This window comes from Legionella sainthelensi, assembly GCF_900637685.1.
Classification (GTDB): domain Bacteria; phylum Pseudomonadota; class Gammaproteobacteria; order Legionellales; family Legionellaceae; genus Legionella; species Legionella sainthelensi.
In genome coordinates, this window is record NZ_LR134388.1 from 1,544,307 (window position 1) to 1,568,689 (window position 24,383).

The following is a 24,383-nucleotide window of genomic DNA, read 5'->3' on the forward strand; positions in this document are numbered from 1 at the left end:
AATTTTAATGAAATGACACTTCATTGAACAGTTAAAACTCAAGCATTAATTGAGAAAAAGAAACGCTTAATTCTTTTTATGTTCAATTCGTTAAATTAATAGTTGCAATATTTTTTATTGGTTGTTATAAAAAATGGAGGCGTTTACATTTTAGGACATAAATGACGCGTTGCAGTTTTGCGGGTCACTATTTGCAGGAGGGATGCAATGACTCAGTTTGCCAAGTTTCAGCAAAAAGCAAAACGATTAGCAATGTGTCTAGCACGAACTTATGGACAACATGCGGGCTGTTTAAGTTTTTTTTCAATACTAATTCCTGATAATGCTGCCATGGATGATGCGGGTACAATAAGTCTCCTAGCTCAGAGTTTAGATGAGACTTATGAGTTACTCAATTATGTTAAAGACGTTAAACGGGATCCTAAGTTAACTCTCGATGAGTTCAATGAATTTAGAACCAAAGTTATTATTGGAATCTATTTGTTAAAATGGTTTCAATATAGCTCAATAATAAACAGTTATTTGCATCAACCTTTGATTGATTTGTTTCGCAGTCATTTGGGGGTACAGTCACTTGAAGAGATAGATAAGAGGTTCTTTGATTCGTGTCTGAGTGATCTTAGTTATTATTGCACTTTTGTTTATGAAAGACGTGAAGAAAAAACATATAGTGAATTAAATACACAATTAGGAGTAACAATTCAAAAAGACATTCATGAGGCTAAACACTTATCGTTTCATAATGGTTCTTCAGCGTTGTACGGGATTTATAGAGGGATCATGGGTTCCTTGGGATTGAATATGTAATAAGGAGGTTGTATGACTTATACCCCACCACCATTTGCGACATTTAGAGTCAATACTCTTAACCTGGATACTGCATATTCTACTTTATTAGGCAGATATAAAGTGGTTGACGCACGGAGTAGTGATTTAGTGCAACAAACTAGCCTTGAAGTATTAATAGCCAGAACAAATGAAGTAATAAAATGTAAGACGGATAGAGAAAGTCAGCGTGAAGTATTTAACTTATTAGTTAATGAATTACGGCAAATTCCTAAAGAAGATAAAGAAAAAACTACCCAAGGTACTTTGTTTTTATTAGGAGCATTAATTCATCGTTATTTTCGGCTAATCAAGGAGTATGATGATTACAATGGGTATGCATCCTGGACTTATTTTGGTACATGTGATGTCACTAATTGTAAATTGTTCCTGGCGATAAGAAGAGCATTACAATTTAAAGAAATAGAGTACATTCCTAAAAAGAAATTCAAAGAAGATGACTTAAAGATTCTTGATGTAGTAACAATTGTACGGGCATTAGAGGCCTTTCGTGACAATATGTTTGTCGAAGACAAAGAAAAAGTTCTTCGCTATATGAAATATCCTCATTTTGCTCAGGATACAAATTTCCAAAAATACTTGCAGGATATTATTGAGCAACAAACGAGACGTGGTGCTGCGATTTTGCATCGGTTTAAAGCAATTGCTTTTGTCCAATCTCTAATAAAGCAAATTGAAAATGAGCGACAGCAGCTTGAAAAAGATATAGAGAAATGGTGCAAAGCGGTGGCAAAAGATCACAAGGATTTTAATAATTTTAGGGCATTAAATGATGAGGCAATTAACGCCAGTATTATTAAATATGTTGAGTCAGAAAAATCAAGAAATATAATATATGATTTATATTACACACCATGGATTCAAGATAATCTTGAATCTACCGATTACAGCACTTTGTTGATCAAGATCAAGGAGTGTTATGATCAAAAATGCAGTTATAAACTTTTTGGCGGATATGTCTTATTATTACAGCAACCAAGGGGACTGGATGACAACTTGCTGTTTATTTTGCAAAAAGCATTAGGTCTTGAATGCTCTTTGGATGAATTAAGCAAAAAAGATATGTTTAATGGAGTTAGATTTCTCAAACAATTTCTTGAACATGAACCAGGCGTTGTTTTAGATTGTGAGTTTTTTGGGGGCAGAGATAAAATGGAGACGCTCTTGGCACGAGCAGAAAAAGAGTTGACCAAAGAGGCAGTTCTGGAAAGTTCTGAAAGCTCAGTCTCATTATCCTGTTAGGTTCCAAAAAACAATCCCGGACATCATGATCCGGGATGTTTACGAAATTGATTTTCTTGTTGAATGTAATGAAGAAACAAAGCCCAGAGTTTTAGAAGGAATATTGAATTGTATTCTCATTATTATTCGATTCACTTTGTTGTTCTCTATATTCCTTTAAAACCCGCCTTATTTCCTTTTGATTTAAACTGGGGTTGGAAATATCCTGTGCAGTTCTGTAAATATTAATGCTGATACGGATAGAGTTTACAATTTCTTTGATTTTGGTAAAAAAACTATCTTCTGGACGGTGATTTTCGGTATTCAAAATATCAGTGGATTGTTTTTTAAACTCATCCAAGGTTATTTTATTAGAAGAGCTTATGGGAGTGTGTTGATATTTTAAGATGAGATTATCTAAATTCTGCGCTTTTTGTATCACTTCGAATGCTTTGGCTATCTTATAATCTAGCATATTAATTTTATAGAGCTCATTATTTTTTCTAAAAATGATTTTAACTCATCTATGGTTATTTTCTTTTCTTTTAAATCAAGAAATTTCCCTTGCAGCTTTATAGGTTCCTTCATTGCAACAGAATCTAAAATTATTTTTTCTCCCAAAGCTCTTAGGCAATCGGTTTTAGCTTGAATTTTTTTACAATAAGCTAAATCCTTTATATATTCTTTATTGGGTATTTTTTCGTTACATTTTAATTCCGTATGTTTCTTGCTCAATGTATTTGCAACGTCAAACAGTCCATTTTCGAGCGCCAAGTCATAAAGTGTCTTACCCTCGGCAACACGTTCAATGGTTTTAGCATCTCTAACTTGTTTAATGAATATGTCTATTTTAATACGTTCTTTACTTGTTATAAGAGCAGATAATTTATCATGCATTTTGTTGTTGAAGTGAACATCCAGAAGTTGAAATATATCCCTATTGCCCTCGCAATCTCTTCTCATCGAGGTAACATTATTTAGGAGATTGAAGAACGTTTTATAATTCATTTGCCCAATATTTTGTTTTAAGTAGCTTGTTGGATCTGCAATCGCTTTATCTTTTTCCATAGTCAATGAATTGAGTTTTAGCGCAAAAGGAGCTCTTTTATCAACAAAAGCTTGAATTGCCTTCTTATCATTTAGCTGAGTTTCACTATCTAATTGGGTACAGTAATCTGAATCTTTTCTAAGAATTACTGCAAATTTCATTGCTATTTGCAAAGTAGCGATACAACTTAACATTGCTTGCGAATTTTCGAAACTCGCGTACATAATTTCTTCATAAAACTTCATTAAATCAAGATCTTTTTCCGTTACATCGGTTTTGCACAGCTCATAAATTATAAGCGGGGTAATGTCATCTGCTCCTAACTTACTAAATATTGGATCAGGAGTATTAAGTCCTTCCTTATTAGGTACCAATTTATTAACTTGTTCTTCTGTTAGATACAATGACCCAGAAGCCTGTTGATCCATTTCATTGAGAGTGCTCTCAAGTTGACTCTTATTGAAATTAGATACTTCTGCTGCAACTTTATCTGTTCCAATATAGTAAAGCTTATTCTGGCAATATATAAAGCCATCTGTATATTCATCACCATAATTGTCAGGCAACTCCTGCATTGAATGGAGGTAGCATCCACAAGCAATATTTTGATATTTGACTTGAATTTCCTGAGCTATATTATTGACTTTTAATAAATTACCATTTCTTAAATGGTCAAGATATTCTTGTATATTCATTAATGAACCCTAATTAACTTCGTATTTTTAATTTAATCTTTAGATTTATTTTTGTACAATGAGTTGTATTTATATATCATATACATTTTTCAAATATGTTTTACTTTTAAAGGAATTAACTCATGGAGTCTATGTGTTTATTAGGAAATATTTGGAGTAAATTGATTGGTAACAGTAATTGTATCCTACATCTTCATCAATAAAATGAAATAATGATAAAAAAAACCCGGTACAAAATATCATAGAAAGAAAATCTGCATCAGAAATATGAATACACCGCAATTGCGGTTGGCATTTTTAAGAGTTGATTTATACACGGAAATAATTTATTTATCTTCTTTAAGAAAGAATGTTTGATGTGTCTATTATGCCTAAAAGAAAACCACAGATCAGTGACTTGGAGCTTAAAACCCTTCGTGGTGAAACGATTCAATTAGAACCGCTTACTCTGAATCATTATGAGTTTTTACGATACCCGGCAAATGATGTGCGAATTTGGACTTATATGCCATGTAGGGCGGATAGCGACTTTTACGATTGTTGGTTTCAGGATTGTTTACAACAACAAGCGGCAAGCACAATGCTAACTTATGTGATACGAAGACTAAAAGATAATGAATTGATTGGCAGTCGCGCCTATTATGAAATCGAACTACAGCATAAAAAACTAGAAGTAGGTTATGGTTGGCTTACCCCCTCAACATGGGGAATGCATTATAATCATGAATCTTTGTTACTGTTATTTAAAAATGCTTTTGAAGAATGGCATATCAACCGTGCGCAGATTGCAACGGATCCTTGTAATATCAAAAATTACAATACCTTGAAGAAATTAGGTGCAGTACAAGAGGGTATTTTACGCCAGCATATGACTCATCATAATGGTCAGGTAACGGATACCGTTTTATTTAGTATTTTGGCAGAAGAATGGCCCGAAATGAAAAAAAGATTAGAAGCGCGGTTAATACAGCTGTATGTAAATAATCGATTTTAAACCTGTTCTGAAATTTATCTCAAATTGAGCTTTCATAGAGAGGTTAAGACTGGATGATTCAACCTTCTACGGTCATTTTTTCAACAACAGGTCCTATAGTATTATTCATTACCTATTGCCTCAATTTACTATGATAACCATGCATGTCGCAAAATTCATCCAAATACATTTTTTTACAGCACGATTACCCTGGCGATAACGTAAGCGCTGTGTTTTTAAATATAATGCCATCCTCCATCCTCCCATGCCACTTTCCTTCCTTAGGCAACAGGTAATTTGAGGTAACGCGGTATTTTGTATTGGAAGACTGATAATACTTGCTTAATGTATTTGAATTATAATTGGTGTTATATGTAATTTTTATTCATTTATAAAGCGTTTTTTAGTTAGGCAAAATTAATTTTAAGCTAAAAGGAATATGTATGTTTGATAAAACAAGTCCTGTAACCGATAAGGGTTTTCAAAGATATAAACAGGATTTTCAAAAAAAATTTCTTTTAAATTTAGAAAACCATCTGAAGTTGCCCTATGATCCAAAAGGAGCAGACAATCAACCGTATAGGGTCATAGAGAGAACAAAAAACACAGAGGCTGCTCTTTCTCGTATATTTGATGAATATAAAATTCCTTTACTCTCTTATGATGAGTTTAAAAAATATATAAAAGCACCAAGTTGTATTGGTGTGTATATGCAATCTTTAATGGATGAACTTTTACCTGAGCTTTTAAATGAAGATAAAACGGGTTTAAATCCCAGAATAATTAACGCGATTAATCACAATAACAAAGAAAACTATCGCCTTATGCTGGAAAGAGCAAATAATGACCCTCAACAACTTGCAAGATTCTTTATACAAGCAATAGTTGTGGGTTATAGTCAGCAAATGTTGGACAAAGTTAAGAAAGACAAAGATCCAACAGTGCAAATATCATGGTTCAATAATGAGGGGGCTGAGTTTACAATAGTAAGCAGACTAGTGAACATTAATGGACTTAGTGAGTTTGCGCAGAAACCCTTACCTTTAGATGAAGAAGAGCAAAGATCCCGTATGCAGAAGTTAATGAATGTATATGGAGGGAATGAGAATGCTCCTCAAGCACTGAAGAATAAGTTTGATGCATTTGGTGATTCTTTTGAAATAAGCAAGATACAAGCTCTTAAAACTTATTTAGATGCATTAAGCTGGGCATTAAAAGAAGAGAATTTAAAAGGGTTATCTAAAGAAAAGGCCGAAGAATTATATCAACTTGTTGAAGAAAATATTTCACTTGTTCCATTGGATGAGGATTTAGAGGCTCGAGTCAATGCATTACATATTGAGACGCTTTTCGACAAGGCTTATGAGGATTTAGAAAAAACCGATCCAAAAGTTGGAAACCTTTTAAGCGCTGTTAAAAAGCTTAAAGATAATGGTGATTTAAGTACAGCTGATTTGGAAAGAATAACTACATACCTTAATGATACAAAAGCTTTTATCCAGAATCCTACCAGGGAAGCTCGTGAAAAGCAGCATAACAACATGAGAGATGCAATTAGAAAAAACCAATCGTGGGGACCCATAGTTGGAGGCGCACTGCTCTTGGATATGAATAAAGTGGTTTATCATTCTCTGGATTTTGATGGATGTTATAGCAACGAGGCATCAAGCTTTAATCTTGGTAGAAACTGGATTAAAGAACGAACACTTGAAGAATCCAATAAAGCGTATCTAGAGGCAAATCGTGAATTTCTAGATTCTCTGAAAACAAAAGATAAAACAGTTCTTTTTATTGGCTCTAATCGCCAATCACCTTATATAGATTTTAAAAATGGAACTGGCACGGACTATCCGCCTGGCTCCGTTTACCCGAGAATGGACGCTATTGCTAAAGACTTGGGAGAAAATGCAACATTTAATCCTTTTCTGCTTCCGGATTTAGAGAGTGATGTGGTTGTGGCAGGAAAAACGCTTGAAAAATTCAATGAGAAGGGATATTTAAATGAGAATGGGAGTTATAAAGAGGGAATAAAATCAACTAAATTTAATGAGGATGGATTTTTAGAGTTAATGGATGATGAAAGTAAAGTCTCCTTGGCGCTGGCTCAAATGCATTATGCTGCCATGGAAAATCCTGAAGATATCATTGAATTTAATTTTTACGACGATCGTAAAGATATCGTCGAAAGTATGGAACATTTTTTTAAAGAGCATCCCGAATTAATTCCTAAGAATGTAATCTTAAACTTAAGGGGATATTCCGGACCCCAATTAACTCAAGAACAAGCCAATGAGAATCTCCTTAATTTTCTAACACACACAACAATAGATCTTGAAAGTGAAGAAACAAAGAATGCAATATCGGAAGCCAAAAAACACAATATTCCTATCCTAATTAAAATTCCAGGTGAGGAGGAAAAATTTAAAATATATCGGCGTGCTTCTAATGGAGACTGGGACTTCGCTGACTTTAATAGAAACATAAAGGGATTAGACCCCTCTAAATTTGATGAGGTTTTTCCGGAGCTTAAAGGGATTAAAGGACATAATACATCAAAAAAAATGGAAATTTTTGATGAGTTAAAAAAACACCATTTTTTGCCTATTCCAGTAACAAGAAGAGATAAAATCTATAATTATGGAAGTCCAACATTAATAGCCTCAATACCAGGCGAAGGTAGTATTCCAAAAGAAGTAGCTGATTGGAAACCTCTTTATGTAGCAGTTCGGGAAGCTTCAATGAGTCCCGATGCGAAGCATTGGAAAGCAATGAAAGTTGCTAGTGAGTTCAGTTTTACAGAACTTATATCGCAATCCTACTCCGACACTCACTTACCTGCTAAAAGAGTGAAAGAATTCATTGAGCACAATCTTTCAAAAATGGGAAATAAAGAGAGTGTTGAAGTACTTTCTAAGAGCAAAATAAGTAGCCAAGCGGTAGTTCAAATCCTTAATGGGAATGAAAATAAAGATAATATAATTAAACAAATCATAGAAAACAAAGTCAATCAGCTTAAAGAAGAGTTAAGTAAGGAAGTACGTCAGCAAATAGAATCTTTTCTTAAAGGTTTTACAAAAACTATTAATACCATAATAAATGAAAAATTATTGGAATTGAGCAATGAGAATGAGCTTGAAAAGAGAACTGCAATAGAGTCTTATTTAATTGATCTTTATAAGCTAAAAATTCGCGATGGAAATAAATCTTTAGCCGAGATGGAGATAAATAACGGCATAAAACAACCAAGAAATGCACTGTGTAGCACCATTAGTGATGCATTGAACTCACCTATAACACTACAAGATTGTCAAAAATTGAATAGTTTAGTAGGACATGCGAGAAATGCTGCAGCTCCTGATGTAGACCCTAAATCCAAATCAAAATCCCTGTGCGAACTTGCCTATCTTTCTGATGAGCTTGTTGGAGCAAAATCTGAGAAGTTGCAAGCAGTCTCTGCGGCATGTGGCGTATTTGCTGTTATTGCAACAATAGTAGCATTTGCTCTTGCTCCTACAGGTCTTGGGTTTATTATTGCTATGGCTGTAGCTGGGGCACTGGCAGCGGCTAGCATAGGAACGGGAATAGCAGCAAAAGTTAAAGAATCCGATTTGTCGGAAAAAACTCGGGACTTCAAGAAGGTGCTCGAGGAAAAAAGAGAAGTTAAAGTGGAATACGCTCCAGAGCCACCTCAATTTAACTTTTCGTGACCTAAGCAAGAGGTTTAGTCGAAACTAATTCAATTCATTGTGGCCTGGATTCCACTATGCTGGATCCAGGCTACCAATTCATTAATTTAATTGGATGATCTATTCGTGACCAGTAAACTCCATCTCACCATCTTGATAAGTTACATCAATGGTTTCACCTGATTTAAATCTTCCAGTTAAGATTGCTTGGGCCAGGGGATTTTCTAATTGTTGCTGGATGGTTCGCTTTAAAGGTCTGGCACCATATACTGGGTCAAATCCTGCTTCAGCTAAATGCGTTAACGCTTCTTGGGTGACCTCAAGATGGATGTCTTGTTGTTTTAGGCGTTTTTGTAAATAGCTGATTTGTATGGCAGCAATTTTTGCGATTTGCTCTTTGGCCAAGGCGTGGAAGACAACGGTATCATCAATTCGGTTGATAAACTCAGGACGGAAATGTTGTCGGACCATTTCCATTACTGCATCTTTGATTTGCTCGTATTTGAATTTATTACCCATTTCCTGAATCAGATTGGAACCAAGATTGGATGTCATCACAATAATGGTATTGCGAAAGTCTACAGTACGTCCTTGGCCGTCAGTTAAACGGCCATCGTCCATGACTTGGAGAAGAATATTAAACACATCGGAATGTGCTTTTTCTACTTCATCGAGCAAAATGACGGAATAGGGTCTGCGACGTACAGCTTCTGTTAAGTAGCCGCCTTCTTCATAACCGACATAGCCTGGAGGTGCGCCAATGAGACGAGCAACAGAATGTTTTTCCATAAACTCAGACATGTCAATACGCACCATTGCCTCTTCTGTATCAAAAAGAAATGTGGCTAAGGCTTTACACAATTCTGTTTTTCCGACACCGGTTGGTCCTAAAAACAAAAATGAGCCAATTGGACGATTAGGATCAGATAGGCCTGCACGTGAGCGGCGAATAGCGTTAGATACTGCTTCTATGGCTTCATTTTGTCCTATGAGACGATGATGCAATACCTCCTCCATTTTTAGTAATTTTTCTTTTTCGCCTTCCATCATTTTAGCAACAGGGATACCCGTCCACCTAGAAACAACTTCTGCAACTTCATCCTCAGTGACTTTATTACGGACTAATTTGGTTTCATGCGATTCTGCAGTTGCTACTTGTGCTAAGCGTTTTTCAAGTTCTGGAATACGTCCGTATTGTAATTCGGACATTCGACTTAAATCACCTGCTCGTCGAGCAGTTTCCATTTCAAGTTTTGCCTGTTCAAGCGCTTCTTTAATTTGAGTTGCTCCTTGCATAGTTGCTTTTTCAGCTTTCCATATTTCCTCCAAATCGGAATAATTGAGCTCTAATTCGTCAATTGCATGTTGTAAATCCTCAAGTCGTTTTTTAGAGGCTTCATCATGTTCTTTTTTGAGTGCTTCACGTTCAATTTTTAATTGAATCAAACGTCGCTCTAATTTATCCATGCTTTCGGGCTTTGAATCGATTTCCATACGGATTAAGCTTCCAGCTTCATCAATTAAATCAATTGCTTTATCAGGCAGCTGTCTGTCAGTAATATACCGGTGTGATAAAGTAGCAGCTGCAACAATTGCCGGATCGGTAATTTCAACGCCATGGTGAACCTCATAGCGTTCTTTTAATCCACGAAGAATGGCTATGGTATCTTCAACACTCGGTTCATCAACTAAAACTTTTTGAAAACGCCGCTCTAAAGCCGCATCTTTTTCAATGTATTGCCGGTATTCGTCTAACGTAGTTGCACCAATGCAGTGCAGCTCACCCCGAGCTAAAGCAGGTTTAAGCATATTTCCTGCATCCATTGCCCCTTCTGCTTTTCCAGCGCCGACCATAGTGTGGAGTTCATCTATAAAGAGGATGATTTGACCTTCTTGTTTGGCTAAGTCATTAAGCACTGCTTTAAGTCGCTCTTCAAACTCACCGCGAAATTTTGCTCCGGCGATTAATGCCCCCATATCCAGAGCAAGTAATCGTTTATTTTTTAGACCTTCTGGAACCTCGCCATTAATAATCCGTTGCGCTAATCCTTCAACGATAGCGGTTTTACCTACTCCTGGCTCACCTATCAAAACAGGATTATTTTTGGTGCGTCTTTGCAGTACTTGAATCGTTCTACGAATCTCATCATCGCGTCCTATGACAGGATCTAATTTACCTTGTTCTGCACGTGCAGTTAAATCCAGAGTATATTTTTCAAGTGCTTGTCGCTGTTCTTCAGCATTAGGATCGGTCACTGTTTCCCCGCCTCTTAACTCATTTATGGCTTTTTCTATAGCTTTAACGTCACCGCCAACTTGCTTGAGCATGCGAGAAAGAACACCTTCTTCACTTATTGCAGCTAAAATGAAAAGCTCGCTAGAAATGAAGTTATCTTTTTTTTGTTGTGCTAATTTGTCCGTAAGATTTAATAGACGATTTAACGCATTGGATATATGAATATCGCCTCCCATACCCGCTACTTTAGGAAGCTTATCCAAAGCCTGATCGAGTAACGTTCTTAAAAGAGGGATATTCACCCCAGCTTTGCTGAGCAAAGGTCTACAACTGCCTCCCTCCTGATCCAAAAGCGCTTTCATTAAATGTTCAGGTTCTATAAAACCATTATCTCTTCCTAAAGCGAGAGACTGTGCATCTGCTAAAGCGATTTGAAACTTTGATGTCAGTTTATCCATTCTCATAACGATTCACCTTATTTAATGGGTGTTAATTTTCTTTTATCTACCGTAAAATGAGGCTTAATTAAATAATTTCAAGTGATTTTAATATGACAAATGATATTTCTTCTAATTCGAGTCAGGATTCACAAGCTTTACTGAATCAAATCATCATTGATTATATGAAAGAAGCCAAAAGAAAGCGCAGATGGAAATGGTTCATGCGTGTCATTTATTTATTAATTATTGCTTATATTGTTTATCAATTTTCTGCAAGCTCAAATGAGGAAGTGGGGACCAATACCAAGCCGCATGTGGGCATTGTTGACATTAATGGTGAAATGGCTGATGCAAAACCTGCTAACTCCGATGATTTTGCGAAGGGGCTTGATACCGCTTATAAAAACTCAGGATTAAAAGCACTAATTGTGCGTATTAACAGTCCTGGCGGTAGTCCGGTACAGGCTGAATATATGTATAACACCATAAAATATTATCAAAAAAAGCACCCTGATATAAAAATTTATTCAGTTTGTGTCGATGCCTGTGCTTCTGCTGCTTATTATGTAGCTGTTGCTACTGATGCTATTTATGCAAGCCCCGCAAGTATGGTTGGTTCGATTGGCGTTTTATACAATGGGTTTGGAGTGGTTGATTTGATGAGTAAAATCGGGGTTTCGCGTCGCTTACAAACATCCGGTGTTAATAAAGGATTTTTAGATCCATTTTCTCCGCAAACCGATTTTGAAAAGCAAAAGTTACAAACGATGCTTGATATAGTACATCAACAATTTATTAACCGTGTGAAAGAGGGGAGAGGAAGCCGGTTACATATCGATGATGAAACTTTTTCAGGGCTTTTTTGGACTGGTGAGCAAGCTTTGACTATGGGTTTAATTGATGGGTATGCTAGCAGTGGACAATTGGCTCGTGAAATTATTAATGTTCCAGAAGTTATTGATTACACTCATAAACAAAACCTTTTTGATCGCGTCACTAAAAATATTGGTACTGCTATGGCGGACGAATTACCTTTAAGTTTTGGAGCAAGGCAAGGATTTAAGTAAGTAGGGTATTTTTGTGTACTGCTCCCGAACTGATTGAGATGAGATTAAAAGTCAGACTGGTCTGAGTTACAAAGGCAGTTCTATTAATAAGTGCTGCGTAGGATGGCTTCTCCCGCTAAGAAAGCAGGGGGTTTAATGGGTTTGATTCGTTATTACTCTATATTTTATATGAATTTTTTTACTATTTTTATTAAAATGATTTTGGCTTTTGGATAATGAAGATAGGTTTAAGTGCAACAAGTTAGCAAGATTAGGTTGTCAATAAATCCGAATGATAAAGAGCATTGAGGAAAATAACTACTCAGAACCACCATTTAAACCGAAACCCTGCTGGTGTGGGGTTTCGGTTATACTTCGTTTTGTAGGGGTGTGATTAATCGACAGTAAAGCTTTCTCCACAACCACATTGGCCTGTCTGGTTGGGATTATTAAATACAAATTTATGATTTAATCCTTGCTTTACATAATCAACATCCATTTTTTTTAGAAATGGGTAGCTGGCTTTATCAACACAGACAACGTATTGTTTATTTAAAGGGAGAATTAAATCCCCTTCAAGTGGGGCCAACACATAATCTACCACATAGGATAAACCCGAACATCCTGTTTTTTTTACTGACAGACGGATTCCTGCATGTCCAGGTTTTTTTTGTAAATAAGATACTACGTGTTTTAAAGCTGCATCAGTAAAACTGATTTCAGGTGTTTTATTTTCTGCATGATGCATGATGACGCTCATGATACTACCTCTCAATTTATGTGTTGACCTCTTTCATATTGCCTTTGATTTGCAATAAAGCAAAATTTACTGGCTATGTAAGAGGTTTATTTTTTATTAAAAGCATGACTTCTTTATAAATATCTAGGATTCTTAATGCTATAGGGTATTGGGCAATAGGTATATCCAAGTTTTTAATAATTAGCAAATGATCAATCTGTGGTACATTATCTATAGCCTTTCCTTCTAATTGCCTGCATAACCATTCCAGACCTGCAATCACGTATGGATTTCCATTGGTTTTAAAACAAGCACGCAGAATTTTACCCTCTGAGTCGCATTGCAGGTATAACTCAATTATTCCCTGATTTTTTTGACTATTTTTTACCATTACAGTAAGAGCATGATTGAGATCAATGACACCTACATGTTTTGGTAAAAAAAAGTAATCTTGCACTATTTTATTATACATCATGATGGTGATATTTCGTGTAATCGAGTGACTTCAGTACGAATTATATTAATTGCATATTCAATTTCTTCTTCTTTAGTAAAACGCCCAATGGTTAACCTCACTGTACTTTGTGCAAGATCATCACTTAATCCTAATGCCTTAAGCACATAAGAGGGTTGGATGCTTGCAGAGCTGCATGCTGATGTAGTAGAAACTGCTAATTCATTTAATGCTAAAAGTAACGAGTCACCATCCAAGCCCGCAAAGCTCATATTCAAATTTCCAGCAATTCGTTGATGTGCATCACCATTAAGCTGGATACCAGGTAAATGCTTTATACCGTCCCATAAGCGTTTACTATAACTTAAGATACGTGCCTGTTCTTCTTGACGCAAGAGTTCAGTTAATGCAAATGCTTCTCCCATACCGACGATTTGATGGGTTGCTAATGTTCCTGAGCGCAGTCCTCCTTCATGCCCCCCTCCAAAACTTTGGGGTTGAAGACGAATTCTAGGTTTATGTCTGACATACAATGCACCGATACCTTTTGGCCCATAATTTTTATGTGCTGAAAATGCCATTAAATCTACAGACAACTGGGTTAAATTTATGGGAAGTTTTCCCGCACTTTGTGCTGCATCCACATGAAAAATAATTCCTTTGTGGCGTAATAATGAGCCTATAGCCTCTATATCCTGTATAACTCCAATTTCATTATTTACATGCATAATAGATACTAAAATGGTATCGGGCCTTAATGTTTGGGCTAATTGTTCAAGATCTAATAAACCATTGGTTTTTGGCTTAAGATAGGTTACTTCAAAACCATCCTTTTCTAGGCGGTTAAAACTATCGAGTACGGCTTTATGTTCTGTACTCATTGTAATGAGGTGTTTTCCTTTATTTTGGTAAAATTGGGCGGCGCCAATTATTGCTAAATTATTTGCTTCAGTTGCCCCTGATGTAAAAACAATGTCTTGAGGTAAGGCGTGAATTGTTTCTGCAATTTGTGTGCGGGCATGTTCTACAGCACGTGCCGCGGTTCTACCATATTCATGAGTAGCTGATGAAGGGTTACCATAATCTCCATCAGGTCCTAAATAGCAGAGCATACGCGCTACAACACGTGGATCAACAGGTGTTGTCGCCATGTAATCAAAATAAATTGGTTTTTTAATGATCGTGTTCACTCCTGCCTCTTTTATTTGCCCATTCAATTGATTTTTGGACTTGGCTTAACATTCCTCTTAAAAGGTTCACTTCCATTTTCTCTAAGCTCACGCGATTAAACAATCGTCGGACACGTTGCATTAAACGTCGTGGATTAGACGTTTTTAAAAATTGAATTTTAATAAAAACCTCTTTGAGATGTTCATAAAACAGTTCGATATCTTCTGCGGTTGCATATTCATCTTGTCGTAACGCTACTTCTGCTTTAGGTGCTAACAATTTCATACGCAATTCATATGCAATGATTTGTACGGCTTGAGCTAAATTCAGCGAACTGTACTCAGGATTACTTGGAATATTTATATGATAATGACATTTTAGCAGTTCTTCATTAGTAAGACCCGCATGTTCACGCCCAAATACAATACCAATTTGAGTGTTATCTGCTTGTTGATTGACTAAATCAGCACAAGATGAGGGAGTTAAACCTGGCAAAGAAATTCCTCTAGGTCTTGCGCTGGTACCTAAAATGAGTTGACATCCCACCAATGCCTGGTCTAATGATTCTGTAACTACGGCACTTCTCAGAAGATCATCTGCTCCCGCAGCCATTTCTTGGGCGCGCAGATCAGGAAAAGATTTGGGTTTAACTAAATAAAGAGATTTTAACCCCATAGTCTTCATTGCTCGAGCTGTAGAGCCTATATTACCTGGATGAGAGGTTGCTACTAAAATGATGCGAATAGAATTTAGAGTCATAAAAAATAGTAATTAATGCATTTCGATCATGCGATCATAACATTTAACTCTCTTTGTGCAAAAAAAGTATGATAGAATCGCCAACTTTGTAGATTACATAGAGTATATTCATGGAACCACTTTTAAATATAGCAGTTAATGCAGCACGACAAGCCGGTGATATAATAATTCGTCATATGGAGCAAGTGGACCGTCTTAAAATTACCGCTAAAAATAACCATGAATATTTTAGCGAAGTAGACATTAAAGCCGAGCAGGCCATTATTAATACCATTCATAAAGCATATCCAGAGCATGGAATTTTAGCTGAAGAAAGCGGTATAAAAGAAGGGGATGGAGAAACAGTTTGGATTATTGACCCCTTGGATGGAACATCGAATTATTTACATGGGTTCCCCTTTTTTTCAGTTTCTATTGGGGTACAGATTAAAGGAAGAATAGAGCATGGAGTAATTTATGATCCATTACGGCATGAGTGTTTTGCTGCCAGTCGCGGGCGAGGAGCTCGATTAAATGACCGAAGAATTCGTGTTTCGAAACAAACTCAACTGATGGCCGCATTACTAGGAACAGGATTTCCATCCCGAGATGTTCATGTGGCGCAGAGATATTTACCTACATTAGGAGCATTATTGGGTAAGTGTGCTGGTATAAGAAGAACAGGATCTGCTGCTCTTGATTTAGCGTATGTAGCTAGTGGACGATTGGATGGTTTTTGGGAGATTGGTTTACGCCCATGGGATATTGCTGCAGGCTCACTATTAATCAGAGAAGCGGGTGGGTTGATTAGCGATTTACAAGGAGGAGATGATTTTATTAAATATGGGGATATTGTTGCAGGAACTCCTAAGGTATTTAAATCTTTATTGCAAACCATTTCTCCTGCTTTGAAATAAGACGAGGAAATAATATCTCTGAAGTTTTGATACATCCCCATACTTCTCAGAAATGATACAAAACCTAACGACTTTGCGCGCGACAGCGCGCTTTGTTCGATCTTTTTGAATGAGCATAGAACTTCAAGCATTAATCCGATTCACAAGACCTGTCTATGCTGCCGCAGAATATTTAAGTGTGTGACAAAAATATATTTCGAGGGTGCTTGTTGTACTTATATTTATGTCACTGAGCGAACCACAAAATGCAGCAATTTAATTAATTAATAAATTCACCTTGTCCATTTAACAGTTAAAATGGTAGAATTTTTTAACTTAATATTTCCTTAATAAATGAATATCATTAAAACAATATTTACACTCTTTGAGATGTTTGATACTATATAGACCATGGTGTTCGGTGAGTGTGTGTACTGGGCATAATTTTACTTATTAATTTGTACTAGGAGACTTAAATGAGCACAGAAACAATGGTGCAAAGCAGCGAAGCACTTTCACATCAAGTAATTCGTGCTGTTAAGGGGTATTTGACGAGTGTTAACAATAAAGATTCTAATTTGAATTTATATCAATTGATCGTTGAAGAAGTCGAAGCACCTTTATTTCGAACTGTTATGGAATTAACTCGCTACAATCAATCAAAAGCAGCACGTGTTCTTGGGGTAAGTCGTGGAACTTTACGTACTAAGTTGAAGCGCTATTTTGACGATGAATTTATTGGAACTCGTGATTTCTAATTAATTTAACCTAAAACTCTCAATAGCATTTTTCAATTTATTACCCCCAAACAGTGGTCTTTCGGTAGGCACTCTGCTACTATTGATAACAGAGTTGGTCAGGCAATCGCTCTTTGCTGATGCAAAGGGAGGAAAGTCCGGGCTCCAAAGGGCAGAGTGCCAGGTAACGCCTGGGAGATGTAAGTCTACGGAAAGTGCCACAGAAAATATACCGCCTATTATAGGTAAGGGTGAAATGGTGCGGTAAGAGCGCACCGCGCGATTGGTAACAGTCGTGGCAGGGAAAACCCCACTCGGAGCAAGACCAAATAGGAATCCATTTAGCTATAATGGCTAATACGTGTGGCCCACACGGGATTCGGGTAGGTTGCTTGAGGCGTGTGGTGACACACGTCCCAGATGAATGATTGTCCACGACAGAACCCGGCTTATCGACCGACTCTTCTTATTTCAAATGTTCTATCTTCAAATATAAAATGTAAGTTCTCATTTTTCAGTGTTTGCTAATGTGTAATTTTAATTTTGGTCGTGCACGGCTTAGCATCCTATTCGCTATTCGGAGTAAAAATGAACACCATATCCCATACAATACGGATAAATGCATTAAATATAATGAACGATAAGCAAGTTGAGCAACTTTGCCCCCTAGAAAGTAACGTACTTTGCCCATACCTGAAATATCACCATAGGCTCCATAACAACTTAGTGCAATTAAAGAACCTCGATCTTCATATTTAAAATCAAGTAGCTCCTTATTACTCAATTTATTCTTCAATGATTTTGCCAGGAGCTGAGCTTGCTGGTGAGCCGCTTGTGCTCGTGGTGGTACGGGTTTCCCAGTAGCAACATCTAGTACTTGAGCACAATCGCCAATCGCGAAAATATGTGCGTCATTCGTGGTTTGTAGTTTTGAATTGATCATTATTCTATTTAAATTATCTACGGCTAATCCGTCTAAGGTAGATAAAAACTCAGGAGCTTTAACTCCAGCAGCCCACACGCAGATACTTGCAGGTAAAGTTTTCCCACTTTTAGTGTGAATTCCTTCACGATCAATTTGACTTACAATTTCATTTGTTAAAATTTCAATTCCTAATTCTCGTAATTTTTTAGTAGTTGAAGCAGAAAGTAACTCAGGAAGGACTGGTAAAATCCGAGGAGCTCCCTCAATGATAGTAATTTTCGCTAATTTTCTAACCATATGATTAAATTGATATTTTTCAGTTTGATTGAGGGTGTGGAGTAATTCTGCACCTAATTCGATACCGGTGGCTCCTCCGCCAATAATTATAATATTAAAATCTGACGGGGCTTCTCCCTCAGGAGCATATTGTAGGGATAATAATTTATCTACATATTTTTTTTGAAAATGATTTGCTTGATCAAGATTGTCAATGCTTAAGCAATGCTCTTTAACTCCAGGAGTATTGAAATCATTGCTTTGGCTTCCTACGGCAATCACTAATGTATCGTATTTTAAGGTTCGTTCAGGCACGATAATATTTTGTTCTTCATCTACAAGAGCAGCAATATGAATGATTTTTTCCTTACGATCCAAGCCTATCATAGCGCCTGGTTGGTAGTTGTAGTGATGTGATACTGAATGAGAATAAAAATTAAGCTGATCCATGTTGGAGTCGAGTGAACCTGCAGCTACCTCATGCAATAACGGTTTCCATATATGGATTTCTTGCTTATCCACAAGAGTAATGTTTGCTAGTCCTTTTTTGCCTAAATCCTTACCTAAACGAGTAACTAACTCAACTCCACCAGCTCCTCCACCGACAACTACGATATGATGTAATTCTTGACTCATTTTAATTTATCCTTAATTAATACTCCATGGTTACCAAATTTCTGTCACTTACTTAGCTTTTTGTTTCAGTATAAAATAGCTAATGCCCAAGACAACACCATATACAATATGTCCTACCAACGCAGGTATGTTTTGTTTGATGCCTTCAGCAGTCCATTTGGCAAACAAAGATGCGCCTGAAGAAAGTGCAGGCAGTAGCGTCATAGGACCTCCTACCCATAAAGCAAAACCGAATAGTACACCAAGACCTATAGCCGAAATCCAGGAGTTAATTAACCATCCTAAAATTAAAGCAAATGCGATACCACCCCCTATACTTACGACAGCATGAACTAATAAACCACCTGTCACAGTAGGAAGGTTGATGATATTTCCTAATGTCTCGAGCATACCCGCATGAACAAGAAAAAATGCAAACACAATACCTGCAATGATTCCTGCAACAGCCCCTTGCCAAATCCAACGGAAATCCTTCATGGCTAACTCCTTATTAAATAATATGCTAATCAAATATAGTTGTGATTTCACCTATGATGAGCCAGTGACTCATCGTGCAAATGCATATCGTATAAAACCGCTCCTACATCTTTGGGTATCGATTTAAGCCAAGGGGATTTTTTAAGGGCCATTGCTGCTTGCTCGTACCCCATTTCAATACCTTCGCGTATTGCTGCGGGTGAAAAGGCATAGTCTTTGGAAGAGAGATCAGTTGATGTATGATGGCGATGAAAACGTACCATCAGCATTGTCGATTTACAGCCTAGTGCTCTTAATTGTCGAGCATGGGGCTCTTCTTTTATTTTATCTGGAAGCATATCATAAAGAGCAGAAATTGCATGCCGCATTTCGTGAGCTTCACTAAAGGATTTTATTACGCGTTTATAATTGCTCGCATAACTAATATCTTTATGCCTTAATAAGACTTGGTCTAGATTAGAGGGCAAGTCTCCATCCGGATCAAATAAGTGCACCATGAAGCACAAAGTATTTTTGCGTGGTAAATCATTCAAAATTACTTCAATTGGTGTGTTATTGACAATCCCACCATCCCAATAATATTCCCCATCAATTTTTACTGCAGGAAATCCCGGTGGTAAAGCACCACTAGCCATAATATGCTCGGGATATATCTTTTGGTTTTTTGTATCAAAATGGACTTCTTGCCCATTATCTACTCTTACTGCAGATAGAGTGAGGCGAGTTTTACCACTGTTTAAAAGATCGAAATCGATTAGATGTTCCAACGTAGTACGAAGCATGGAGGTGTCATAAAAGCTGATCTCCTCGGGGAGCGCTTGATGGAGAAAATGAGGGGATATCATGCGTGGCTGAAAAAAACCAGGTTGCCCCAAGAGTAACGTTGCATGAGCGTGCCATTGATTATACAATTTCCTTAGGATTTCTTCTGAACCCAAATGATGCCACCAATTCAAGGATTCAGGGGAGCTAATTATTTGCCAAAACTCTTTGAGTTTCTTCACCCGATCTTCTGGTTTATTTCCTGAAACAATAGCCGCATTAATTGCGCCAATTGATATGCCACTCACCCAATCAAAATGGTATCCTGCTTGTTGTAAGGCGTCAAAAACGCCAACTTGAAAAGCTCCTAAAGCTCCTCCTCCCTGAAATAAGAAGGCGACTCTATCCCATATTGGCTTCCCTTGCATCTTTTTAGCCATATTAACTTCTCCCAAATTAATACTGATCCATATTAAAGAGACACAGAATTTCTTTCCGCAAAATTAATTATTTCAGTCGGTTGGTTACTTGTTTTTTCTCAATTTATTGTGATGTGATTAATAATACTTAGTATCAAATTTTTATTATTTCAAGCAAATTGCTCACTATAAAGAAATTATTGGGGCTGGGGTGGTATTACTCAAATTTATTGGTTTGATCCTTGGTTTTTTGCAACACGGTTGATACAAACCCGGTTGCAAAAAACTAAGCATAATTAAGCGTCTTTGGGTTTTGCCATACTAACGAATGCTACTAATCCATCTCCTCCGGGGTTTAATTGTCCATCGGTTATGGGAATAGGTTACTTAATCGTGGCAGTATTCGCTTTGCCGACTGTTACTGCCGGGGGAAAATTGGCATCCGGTGTGAATGTTCAGACGGGAGAGCCCGCATAACTTATTCTCGTAGCTAAAGCAATTAAAACTACAATACCTATTTTATCAATTCGATGTCGCTCCATTTAGCAATCCTTATGCTATTTCATGAAGCTTATCATAAATTAAATCAGACAAATCAAGCAATTTTTCCCTGCGAGTGCTCTTGTGTTTTTAATATTCATTAAGATCTGTATTTGATAATAAACGCTTAATATTTATACACCATAATTAGAGGAGAAGCTGTATGTTCTGGGAGCCTTAATATGCCAAAGAAATTAAAAAATTATTCTCCGATTTTAGAAAATAAAAAAATACAAGAAAAACTGGATGCAAAATTAATACTCGCTAATGAATGGGGGGAGGAGCAACTGAAAAAAGCGGGTACAAAAGATCATTTGTCTGCAGGTATTATTAATGCTGTAAAAGAGGCTGTTCTAGTCCAAGAAAAATTTAGTGCTGATATGCAGCATGTGAAAAATTTATTAATAACTTTATCAGGAAACAGCTCACTAAATGAGAAGGAACAAAAAATTATCGACAGATATGTTGAAAAAATTGACAATTTGGTTCGATTGTACGATGAATTGAATCAGAGTCATCCATTAATTACAGATAAAAATACAAGTCCAGAGGAAGTTATACAAAGACTAAATGAAAAATACAATGATCCAAAATTTTATGAGATGATGGAACAGCTAGCTAGCTTAGAATATGACCGAGAAAAAGTTAATACTGTATGTAAAAAATATGAAGATACCTTGATAAGAAAAAATGCTGTGTATAATCAAGCAAGAACCACTTTAGATCCTAACTCCAGTCCCAATAATCCAATGAGAGGTACCCAAACAAGAGATATAACCACGTTTACAATTATGCCAGCGCAAAACTTGCCAAGAGTATCAATGGTAGTTAGAGCGATAAATGACCAATTAACAAGATTTAGAGATGCTGATCCAGCACCTGATTATCATCTTGATCAACAAGAACCTAACACACCAAATGTAGCTATTGAAAGTTTATTCGCACAGACTGCTGGATGTCTTGAACGTTCAGGACCTAAAAACTCTGAACTGCAAAAAAAGATTGGCGAGAAAACGGTTGCAAATCAAGCGGAAGCTCTATATTCCAAAAAAGAGTCCGGATCCAGTGTTGAACAAAAACAAGCTTTTTTCTTGCGAGAAATTTTAAATCTTAATTTAAACGCACCAAATACCAATACGGGTGAAGCTCGTGTTAAAGATTTTCCAGCTTACTTGGAAGCTGTGTTAGTTCAATGTTATCCAGATACTTTTGCACTTAATTCAAAAGAAGAACTTATTATAAAAGGAGGCGTGGATAATGATCGCACTAAAAATATTCATAAAGCTGTTGGTTCTGGTTTAGATGAGGAATCAAGTCAAATAAAATTAGATCCGGCTCAATTTGATGCTAAAACTTTAGATGAGTTATATAAGGCAGATAAGAATGCACTTTGGTTGGTGCTAAAAAGCGTCAAACCAATAGATGAAAATTTTAGTGCCCAGGATAAGGTTCAAGCCTACATTGAATTGGCTCAGGCATATAAAGCTCAAAAAATTGGTACTACAGATAAATATTTAGGTGCTTACAATATGGCACAGGCAGCGATTGAAATTGCTCAAAAACATCCTGAATGTCAAAAATTAGTTCATGATGCTTTTGGTCCTAAAAGTGAATTAGGCCAATGGATAATCTCAAAACATTCAAAGAAAGATCAAGAAAAAATAAGTGAGAATTTATCTCAATATTCACATGTCCAATATATACAAAGTGTAGAGCCACCTTCACATAAAAAACAAGTTATTTCTCCCTCACAAGCAATGCTTTTATTAATCGATCATTATAAAAATGACCCTGAGAAAGTAGCTGAGTTAAAAAAACTATACTTAGTTGGGGTAAGAATAGGTCAAGGGGATAATAAAGCGCGTAAATTTGAACCAAACGAAGAGGATTTAAGTAAGATGAACAAGTATCTGTCAGATCCTTGTTTAGCAGCTTATGAAGTTTCAAGAGATAAAAAAGTAATCAATAATGATCCTACACGCAGGTATTTTGAAACACATCTTGCTTATGAAACTGTTAAAAATCAAATTGATGGTATTGACAAAGCACTTTTACAAAAGCAAGTAGAGCTTCTGACTGCGGCACTAACGAAGAATGATCCAGAATCGAAAGATGCGAAAGATTGTATGCGAGTGTTTTCCGGAGACATTCATAAAGAAGACTCTAAACTTCACAAAGAGTATGCTAATTATATTGCAAAAATTAAAAGCAAAGAATTGTATGGTGATTTAAATGATGAGCAAAGGGAAAAAATCATTTTGTTGGTACAAAGTTCTCTATTAGGGGTTGCCAATGCACAAGCAAGACCTAAAGAGCTACCTATAGATATTTATAAGACTGCACCACTTTATTCTGACAATTGGAAAGGAAAAGAACTTGTTCAAGATCAAGATTCTACTGCTAACGCGCATATGGGGTTGATGAAAAACTATATGCCTGTTGGTCAGCACGATATTGCCACATCCACTAGTGCAGCACCACCTGTTAAGCCTTCAGATCAAGCGACTTATAAAGATGATGGGAATTATGCTAAATGGGTTGAAATGAATTTTGCAGGATTAGTTCATCCATTTTCTAACGCGATTTCAGGAACAATGCTTTGCCAATTAAGAAATTTAGCCGAACAACAAAATGGGGAGAGAGCTAATGCATCAGGAATAACGGATTCAGCAGCAGAAATGGAAAAATACTCTCGAGTATTTATTGCTGCCATGCTTTATGGAAGCGGCGGACATTCGCTCAATGAGTACACTTATCCATTACAGTTAGACGAAGTACGTAGTGAATTTTCGGGAGTGGATGGGTTTACGGAACTTGATCTGGGCACAATGTTCCTTGATCATAATGCTAAAGCATTTGATGATGCATTAAATGATGCGATAACATATAACGCACAATTTTTACAAAGACAGAAACTGAACCAAGACATCAAATTTGTAGGATCATTTCAAGATAAAGTGTTATTGGCAAAAGCTATTAATGATATATCACAAAAAGCAGAACAATATGAAACTAGTGTTGGCAAAATGTTTTTTTCCAGCCATAGAACTGCAAGTGAAAAAGTTGACAAAATAAAACCAGCAATAGAGGAAATTATAGCGGAGTTAAAAACAGGAAATGTAAAAGATGCTCTGAGCATGTCTGAGAAACTCATGAATAAGTTAGAACAGGACTATGGAAAAAAAGGATTTACTGGTGGAGAAAAAAAATCATACCAAATGGCCAAAGAAATACATGAGATACTTTCAGAATTAGACGGCAAATTTGCAAAAAAAGACAATATAGCCAGCGCCAATTTGAGTTTTAAAGAACGACTTCAACAGCTCAGAGCACCAGTAATAGAGCAAAATGAAAACGTACAACAAATTGCTTCAGAAAATATAGTGCTTTCTAAGCCGAACTAGTATAAAAAATAAAGGCATT

General features: G+C 36.5%; 18 protein-coding genes and 1 other RNA gene. 9 read left to right on the forward strand and 10 right to left on the reverse strand.

What is annotated here, in order from left to right:
- Nucleotides 1-207 precede the first annotated feature (207 nt).
- Nucleotides 208-807: a hypothetical protein gene (locus EL220_RS06880; protein ID WP_027270170.1), complete on the forward strand. Its 600-nt coding sequence runs from the start codon at nucleotides 208-210 to the stop codon at nucleotides 805-807.
- A gap of 12 nt (nucleotides 808-819) precedes the next feature.
- Nucleotides 820-2,088 carry a hypothetical protein gene (locus EL220_RS06885; RefSeq protein WP_027270169.1) on the forward strand — a complete coding sequence of 423 codons (1,269 nt, stop codon included), beginning with the start codon at nucleotides 820-822 and terminating at the stop codon, nucleotides 2,086-2,088.
- A gap of 91 nt (nucleotides 2,089-2,179) precedes the next feature.
- On the opposite strand, the gene EL220_RS06890 is transcribed toward EL220_RS06885, so the two are convergent.
- Together EL220_RS06890 and EL220_RS06895 are read right to left on the reverse strand one after the other, a co-directional pair.
- Nucleotides 2,180-2,542 (reverse strand): hypothetical protein, encoded by a 363-nt coding sequence (locus EL220_RS06890; protein WP_232002678.1) that lies wholly within the window; start codon nucleotides 2,540-2,542, stop codon nucleotides 2,180-2,182.
- Nucleotides 2,536-3,810: a hypothetical protein gene (locus tag EL220_RS06895; protein ID WP_128130849.1), complete on the reverse strand. Its 1,275-nt coding sequence runs from the start codon at nucleotides 3,808-3,810 to the stop codon at nucleotides 2,536-2,538. The genes EL220_RS06890 and EL220_RS06895 overlap by 7 nt, the downstream gene beginning before the upstream one ends.
- Before the next feature lie 367 nt (nucleotides 3,811-4,177).
- Between EL220_RS06895 and EL220_RS06900 the strand changes: the two genes are divergently transcribed.
- Both EL220_RS06900 and EL220_RS06910 read left to right on the forward strand, forming a co-directional pair.
- Nucleotides 4,178-4,804, forward strand: a complete 627-nt coding sequence (locus EL220_RS06900; protein WP_027270167.1) for a GNAT family N-acetyltransferase — start codon at nucleotides 4,178-4,180, stop codon at nucleotides 4,802-4,804.
- 422 nt (nucleotides 4,805-5,226) lie between these two features.
- Nucleotides 5,227-8,490, forward strand: coding sequence for a hypothetical protein (locus EL220_RS06910; protein ID WP_065236243.1), 3,264 nt, complete (start codon nucleotides 5,227-5,229; stop codon nucleotides 8,488-8,490).
- Nucleotides 8,491-8,589: 99 nt separating this feature from the next.
- On the opposite strand, the gene clpB is transcribed toward EL220_RS06910, so the two are convergent.
- Nucleotides 8,590-11,169 (reverse strand): ATP-dependent chaperone ClpB, encoded by a 2,580-nt coding sequence (gene clpB / locus EL220_RS06915; RefSeq protein WP_027270166.1) that lies wholly within the window; start codon nucleotides 11,167-11,169, stop codon nucleotides 8,590-8,592.
- Between the two features lie 86 nt (nucleotides 11,170-11,255).
- Here clpB and EL220_RS06920 point away from each other — a divergent pair, with 86 nt between their 5' ends.
- On the forward strand, nucleotides 11,256-12,212 hold the full coding sequence (locus tag EL220_RS06920; RefSeq protein ID WP_027270165.1) for a S49 family peptidase: 957 nt from the start codon (nucleotides 11,256-11,258) through the stop codon (nucleotides 12,210-12,212).
- Between the two features lie 373 nt (nucleotides 12,213-12,585).
- Here the strand turns inward: EL220_RS06920 and EL220_RS06925 are convergent, their stop codons facing one another.
- The 4 genes from EL220_RS06925 to trmJ all read right to left on the reverse strand — a co-directional run bounded on the left by EL220_RS06925 (nucleotide 12,586) and on the right by trmJ (nucleotide 15,313).
- Entirely contained in the window at nucleotides 12,586-12,951 is a 366-nt protein-coding gene (locus tag EL220_RS06925; protein ID WP_027270164.1) for a HesB/IscA family protein, read from the reverse strand.
- A 73-nt stretch (nucleotides 12,952-13,024) separates the two neighbouring features.
- The gene (locus tag EL220_RS06930; RefSeq protein WP_027270163.1) at nucleotides 13,025-13,405 is read right to left on the reverse strand and encodes an iron-sulfur cluster assembly scaffold protein; all 381 of its coding nucleotides are present in this window, start codon (nucleotides 13,403-13,405) and stop codon (nucleotides 13,025-13,027) included.
- Entirely contained in the window at nucleotides 13,402-14,535 is a 1,134-nt protein-coding gene (locus tag EL220_RS06935) for an IscS subfamily cysteine desulfurase (RefSeq protein WP_051544710.1), read from the reverse strand. Before EL220_RS06935 ends, EL220_RS06930 begins: the two co-directional genes overlap by 4 nt.
- Nucleotides 14,536-14,557: 22 nt before the next feature.
- Nucleotides 14,558-15,313 (reverse strand): tRNA (cytosine(32)/uridine(32)-2'-O)-methyltransferase TrmJ, encoded by a 756-nt coding sequence (gene trmJ, locus EL220_RS06940; protein ID WP_027270161.1) that lies wholly within the window; start codon nucleotides 15,311-15,313, stop codon nucleotides 14,558-14,560.
- A 110-nt stretch (nucleotides 15,314-15,423) separates the two neighbouring features.
- Here trmJ and EL220_RS06945 point away from each other — a divergent pair, with 110 nt between their 5' ends.
- From EL220_RS06945 to rnpB, 3 genes are all read left to right on the forward strand, one after another.
- Complete coding sequence (locus EL220_RS06945; RefSeq protein ID WP_027270160.1) at nucleotides 15,424-16,209, forward strand: inositol monophosphatase family protein; 786 nt, start codon at nucleotides 15,424-15,426, stop codon at nucleotides 16,207-16,209.
- A 455-nt stretch (nucleotides 16,210-16,664) separates the two neighbouring features.
- Nucleotides 16,665-16,946: a helix-turn-helix domain-containing protein gene (locus tag EL220_RS06950; protein ID WP_003636152.1), complete on the forward strand. Its 282-nt coding sequence runs from the start codon at nucleotides 16,665-16,667 to the stop codon at nucleotides 16,944-16,946.
- A 90-nt stretch (nucleotides 16,947-17,036) separates the two neighbouring features.
- Nucleotides 17,037-17,393, forward strand: an RNA gene (rnpB, locus tag EL220_RS06955) — RNase P RNA component class A.
- A 46-nt stretch (nucleotides 17,394-17,439) separates the two neighbouring features.
- Here the strand turns inward: rnpB and EL220_RS06960 are convergent.
- Genes EL220_RS06960 through EL220_RS06970 form a run of 3 tightly spaced genes read right to left on the reverse strand, consistent with a single transcriptional unit; the run spans nucleotide 17,440 to nucleotide 20,441 of the window.
- Nucleotides 17,440-18,762 (reverse strand): NAD(P)/FAD-dependent oxidoreductase, encoded by a 1,323-nt coding sequence (locus tag EL220_RS06960; protein WP_027270159.1) that lies wholly within the window; start codon nucleotides 18,760-18,762, stop codon nucleotides 17,440-17,442.
- 48 nt (nucleotides 18,763-18,810) lie between these two features.
- Entirely contained in the window at nucleotides 18,811-19,239 is a 429-nt protein-coding gene (locus EL220_RS06965) for a hypothetical protein (protein ID WP_027270158.1), read from the reverse strand.
- A gap of 47 nt (nucleotides 19,240-19,286) precedes the next feature.
- On the reverse strand, nucleotides 19,287-20,441 hold the full coding sequence (locus EL220_RS06970; RefSeq protein ID WP_027270157.1) for a patatin-like phospholipase family protein: 1,155 nt from the start codon (nucleotides 20,439-20,441) through the stop codon (nucleotides 19,287-19,289).
- 908 nt (nucleotides 20,442-21,349) lie between these two features.
- Between EL220_RS06970 and EL220_RS18150 the strand changes: the two genes are divergently transcribed.
- Nucleotides 21,350-24,364: a hypothetical protein gene (locus tag EL220_RS18150; RefSeq protein ID WP_162162562.1), complete on the forward strand. Its 3,015-nt coding sequence runs from the start codon at nucleotides 21,350-21,352 to the stop codon at nucleotides 24,362-24,364.
- Nucleotides 24,365-24,383 lie beyond the last annotated feature (19 nt).

Excerpts from the sequence above, each read along its gene's own strand:
- EL220_RS06945 (WP_027270160.1), top strand. The coding sequence starts at position 15,424 with ATGGAACCACTTTTAAATATAGCAGTTAATGCAGCACGACAAGCCGGT.
- EL220_RS06880 (WP_027270170.1), top strand. The coding sequence starts at position 208 with ATGACTCAGTTTGCCAAGTTTCAGCAAAAAGCAAAACGATTAGCAATG.
- EL220_RS06890 (WP_232002678.1), bottom strand. The coding sequence starts at position 2,542 with ATGCTAGATTATAAGATAGCCAAAGCATTCGAAGTGATACAAAAAGCG.
- EL220_RS06920 (WP_027270165.1), top strand. The coding sequence starts at position 11,256 with ATGACAAATGATATTTCTTCTAATTCGAGTCAGGATTCACAAGCTTTA.
- EL220_RS06950 (WP_003636152.1), top strand. The coding sequence starts at position 16,665 with ATGAGCACAGAAACAATGGTGCAAAGCAGCGAAGCACTTTCACATCAA.
- EL220_RS06930 (WP_027270163.1), bottom strand. The coding sequence starts at position 13,405 with ATGATGTATAATAAAATAGTGCAAGATTACTTTTTTTTACCAAAACAT.
- EL220_RS06960 (WP_027270159.1), bottom strand. The coding sequence starts at position 18,762 with ATGAGTCAAGAATTACATCATATCGTAGTTGTCGGTGGAGGAGCTGGT.
- EL220_RS06910 (WP_065236243.1), top strand. The coding sequence starts at position 5,227 with ATGTTTGATAAAACAAGTCCTGTAACCGATAAGGGTTTTCAAAGATAT.
- EL220_RS06965 (WP_027270158.1), bottom strand. The coding sequence starts at position 19,239 with ATGAAGGATTTCCGTTGGATTTGGCAAGGGGCTGTTGCAGGAATCATT.
- EL220_RS06935 (WP_051544710.1), bottom strand. The coding sequence starts at position 14,535 with ATGGCGACAACACCTGTTGATCCACGTGTTGTAGCGCGTATGCTCTGC.
- EL220_RS06885 (WP_027270169.1), top strand. The coding sequence starts at position 820 with ATGACTTATACCCCACCACCATTTGCGACATTTAGAGTCAATACTCTT.
- clpB (WP_027270166.1), bottom strand. The coding sequence starts at position 11,169 with ATGAGAATGGATAAACTGACATCAAAGTTTCAAATCGCTTTAGCAGAT.
- EL220_RS06970 (WP_027270157.1), bottom strand. The coding sequence starts at position 20,441 with ATGGCTAAAAAGATGCAAGGGAAGCCAATATGGGATAGAGTCGCCTTC.
- trmJ (WP_027270161.1), bottom strand. The coding sequence starts at position 15,313 with ATGACTCTAAATTCTATTCGCATCATTTTAGTAGCAACCTCTCATCCA.
- EL220_RS06900 (WP_027270167.1), top strand. The coding sequence starts at position 4,178 with ATGCCTAAAAGAAAACCACAGATCAGTGACTTGGAGCTTAAAACCCTT.
- EL220_RS06895 (WP_128130849.1), bottom strand. The coding sequence starts at position 3,810 with ATGAATATACAAGAATATCTTGACCATTTAAGAAATGGTAATTTATTA.
- EL220_RS06925 (WP_027270164.1), bottom strand. The coding sequence starts at position 12,951 with ATGAGCGTCATCATGCATCATGCAGAAAATAAAACACCTGAAATCAGT.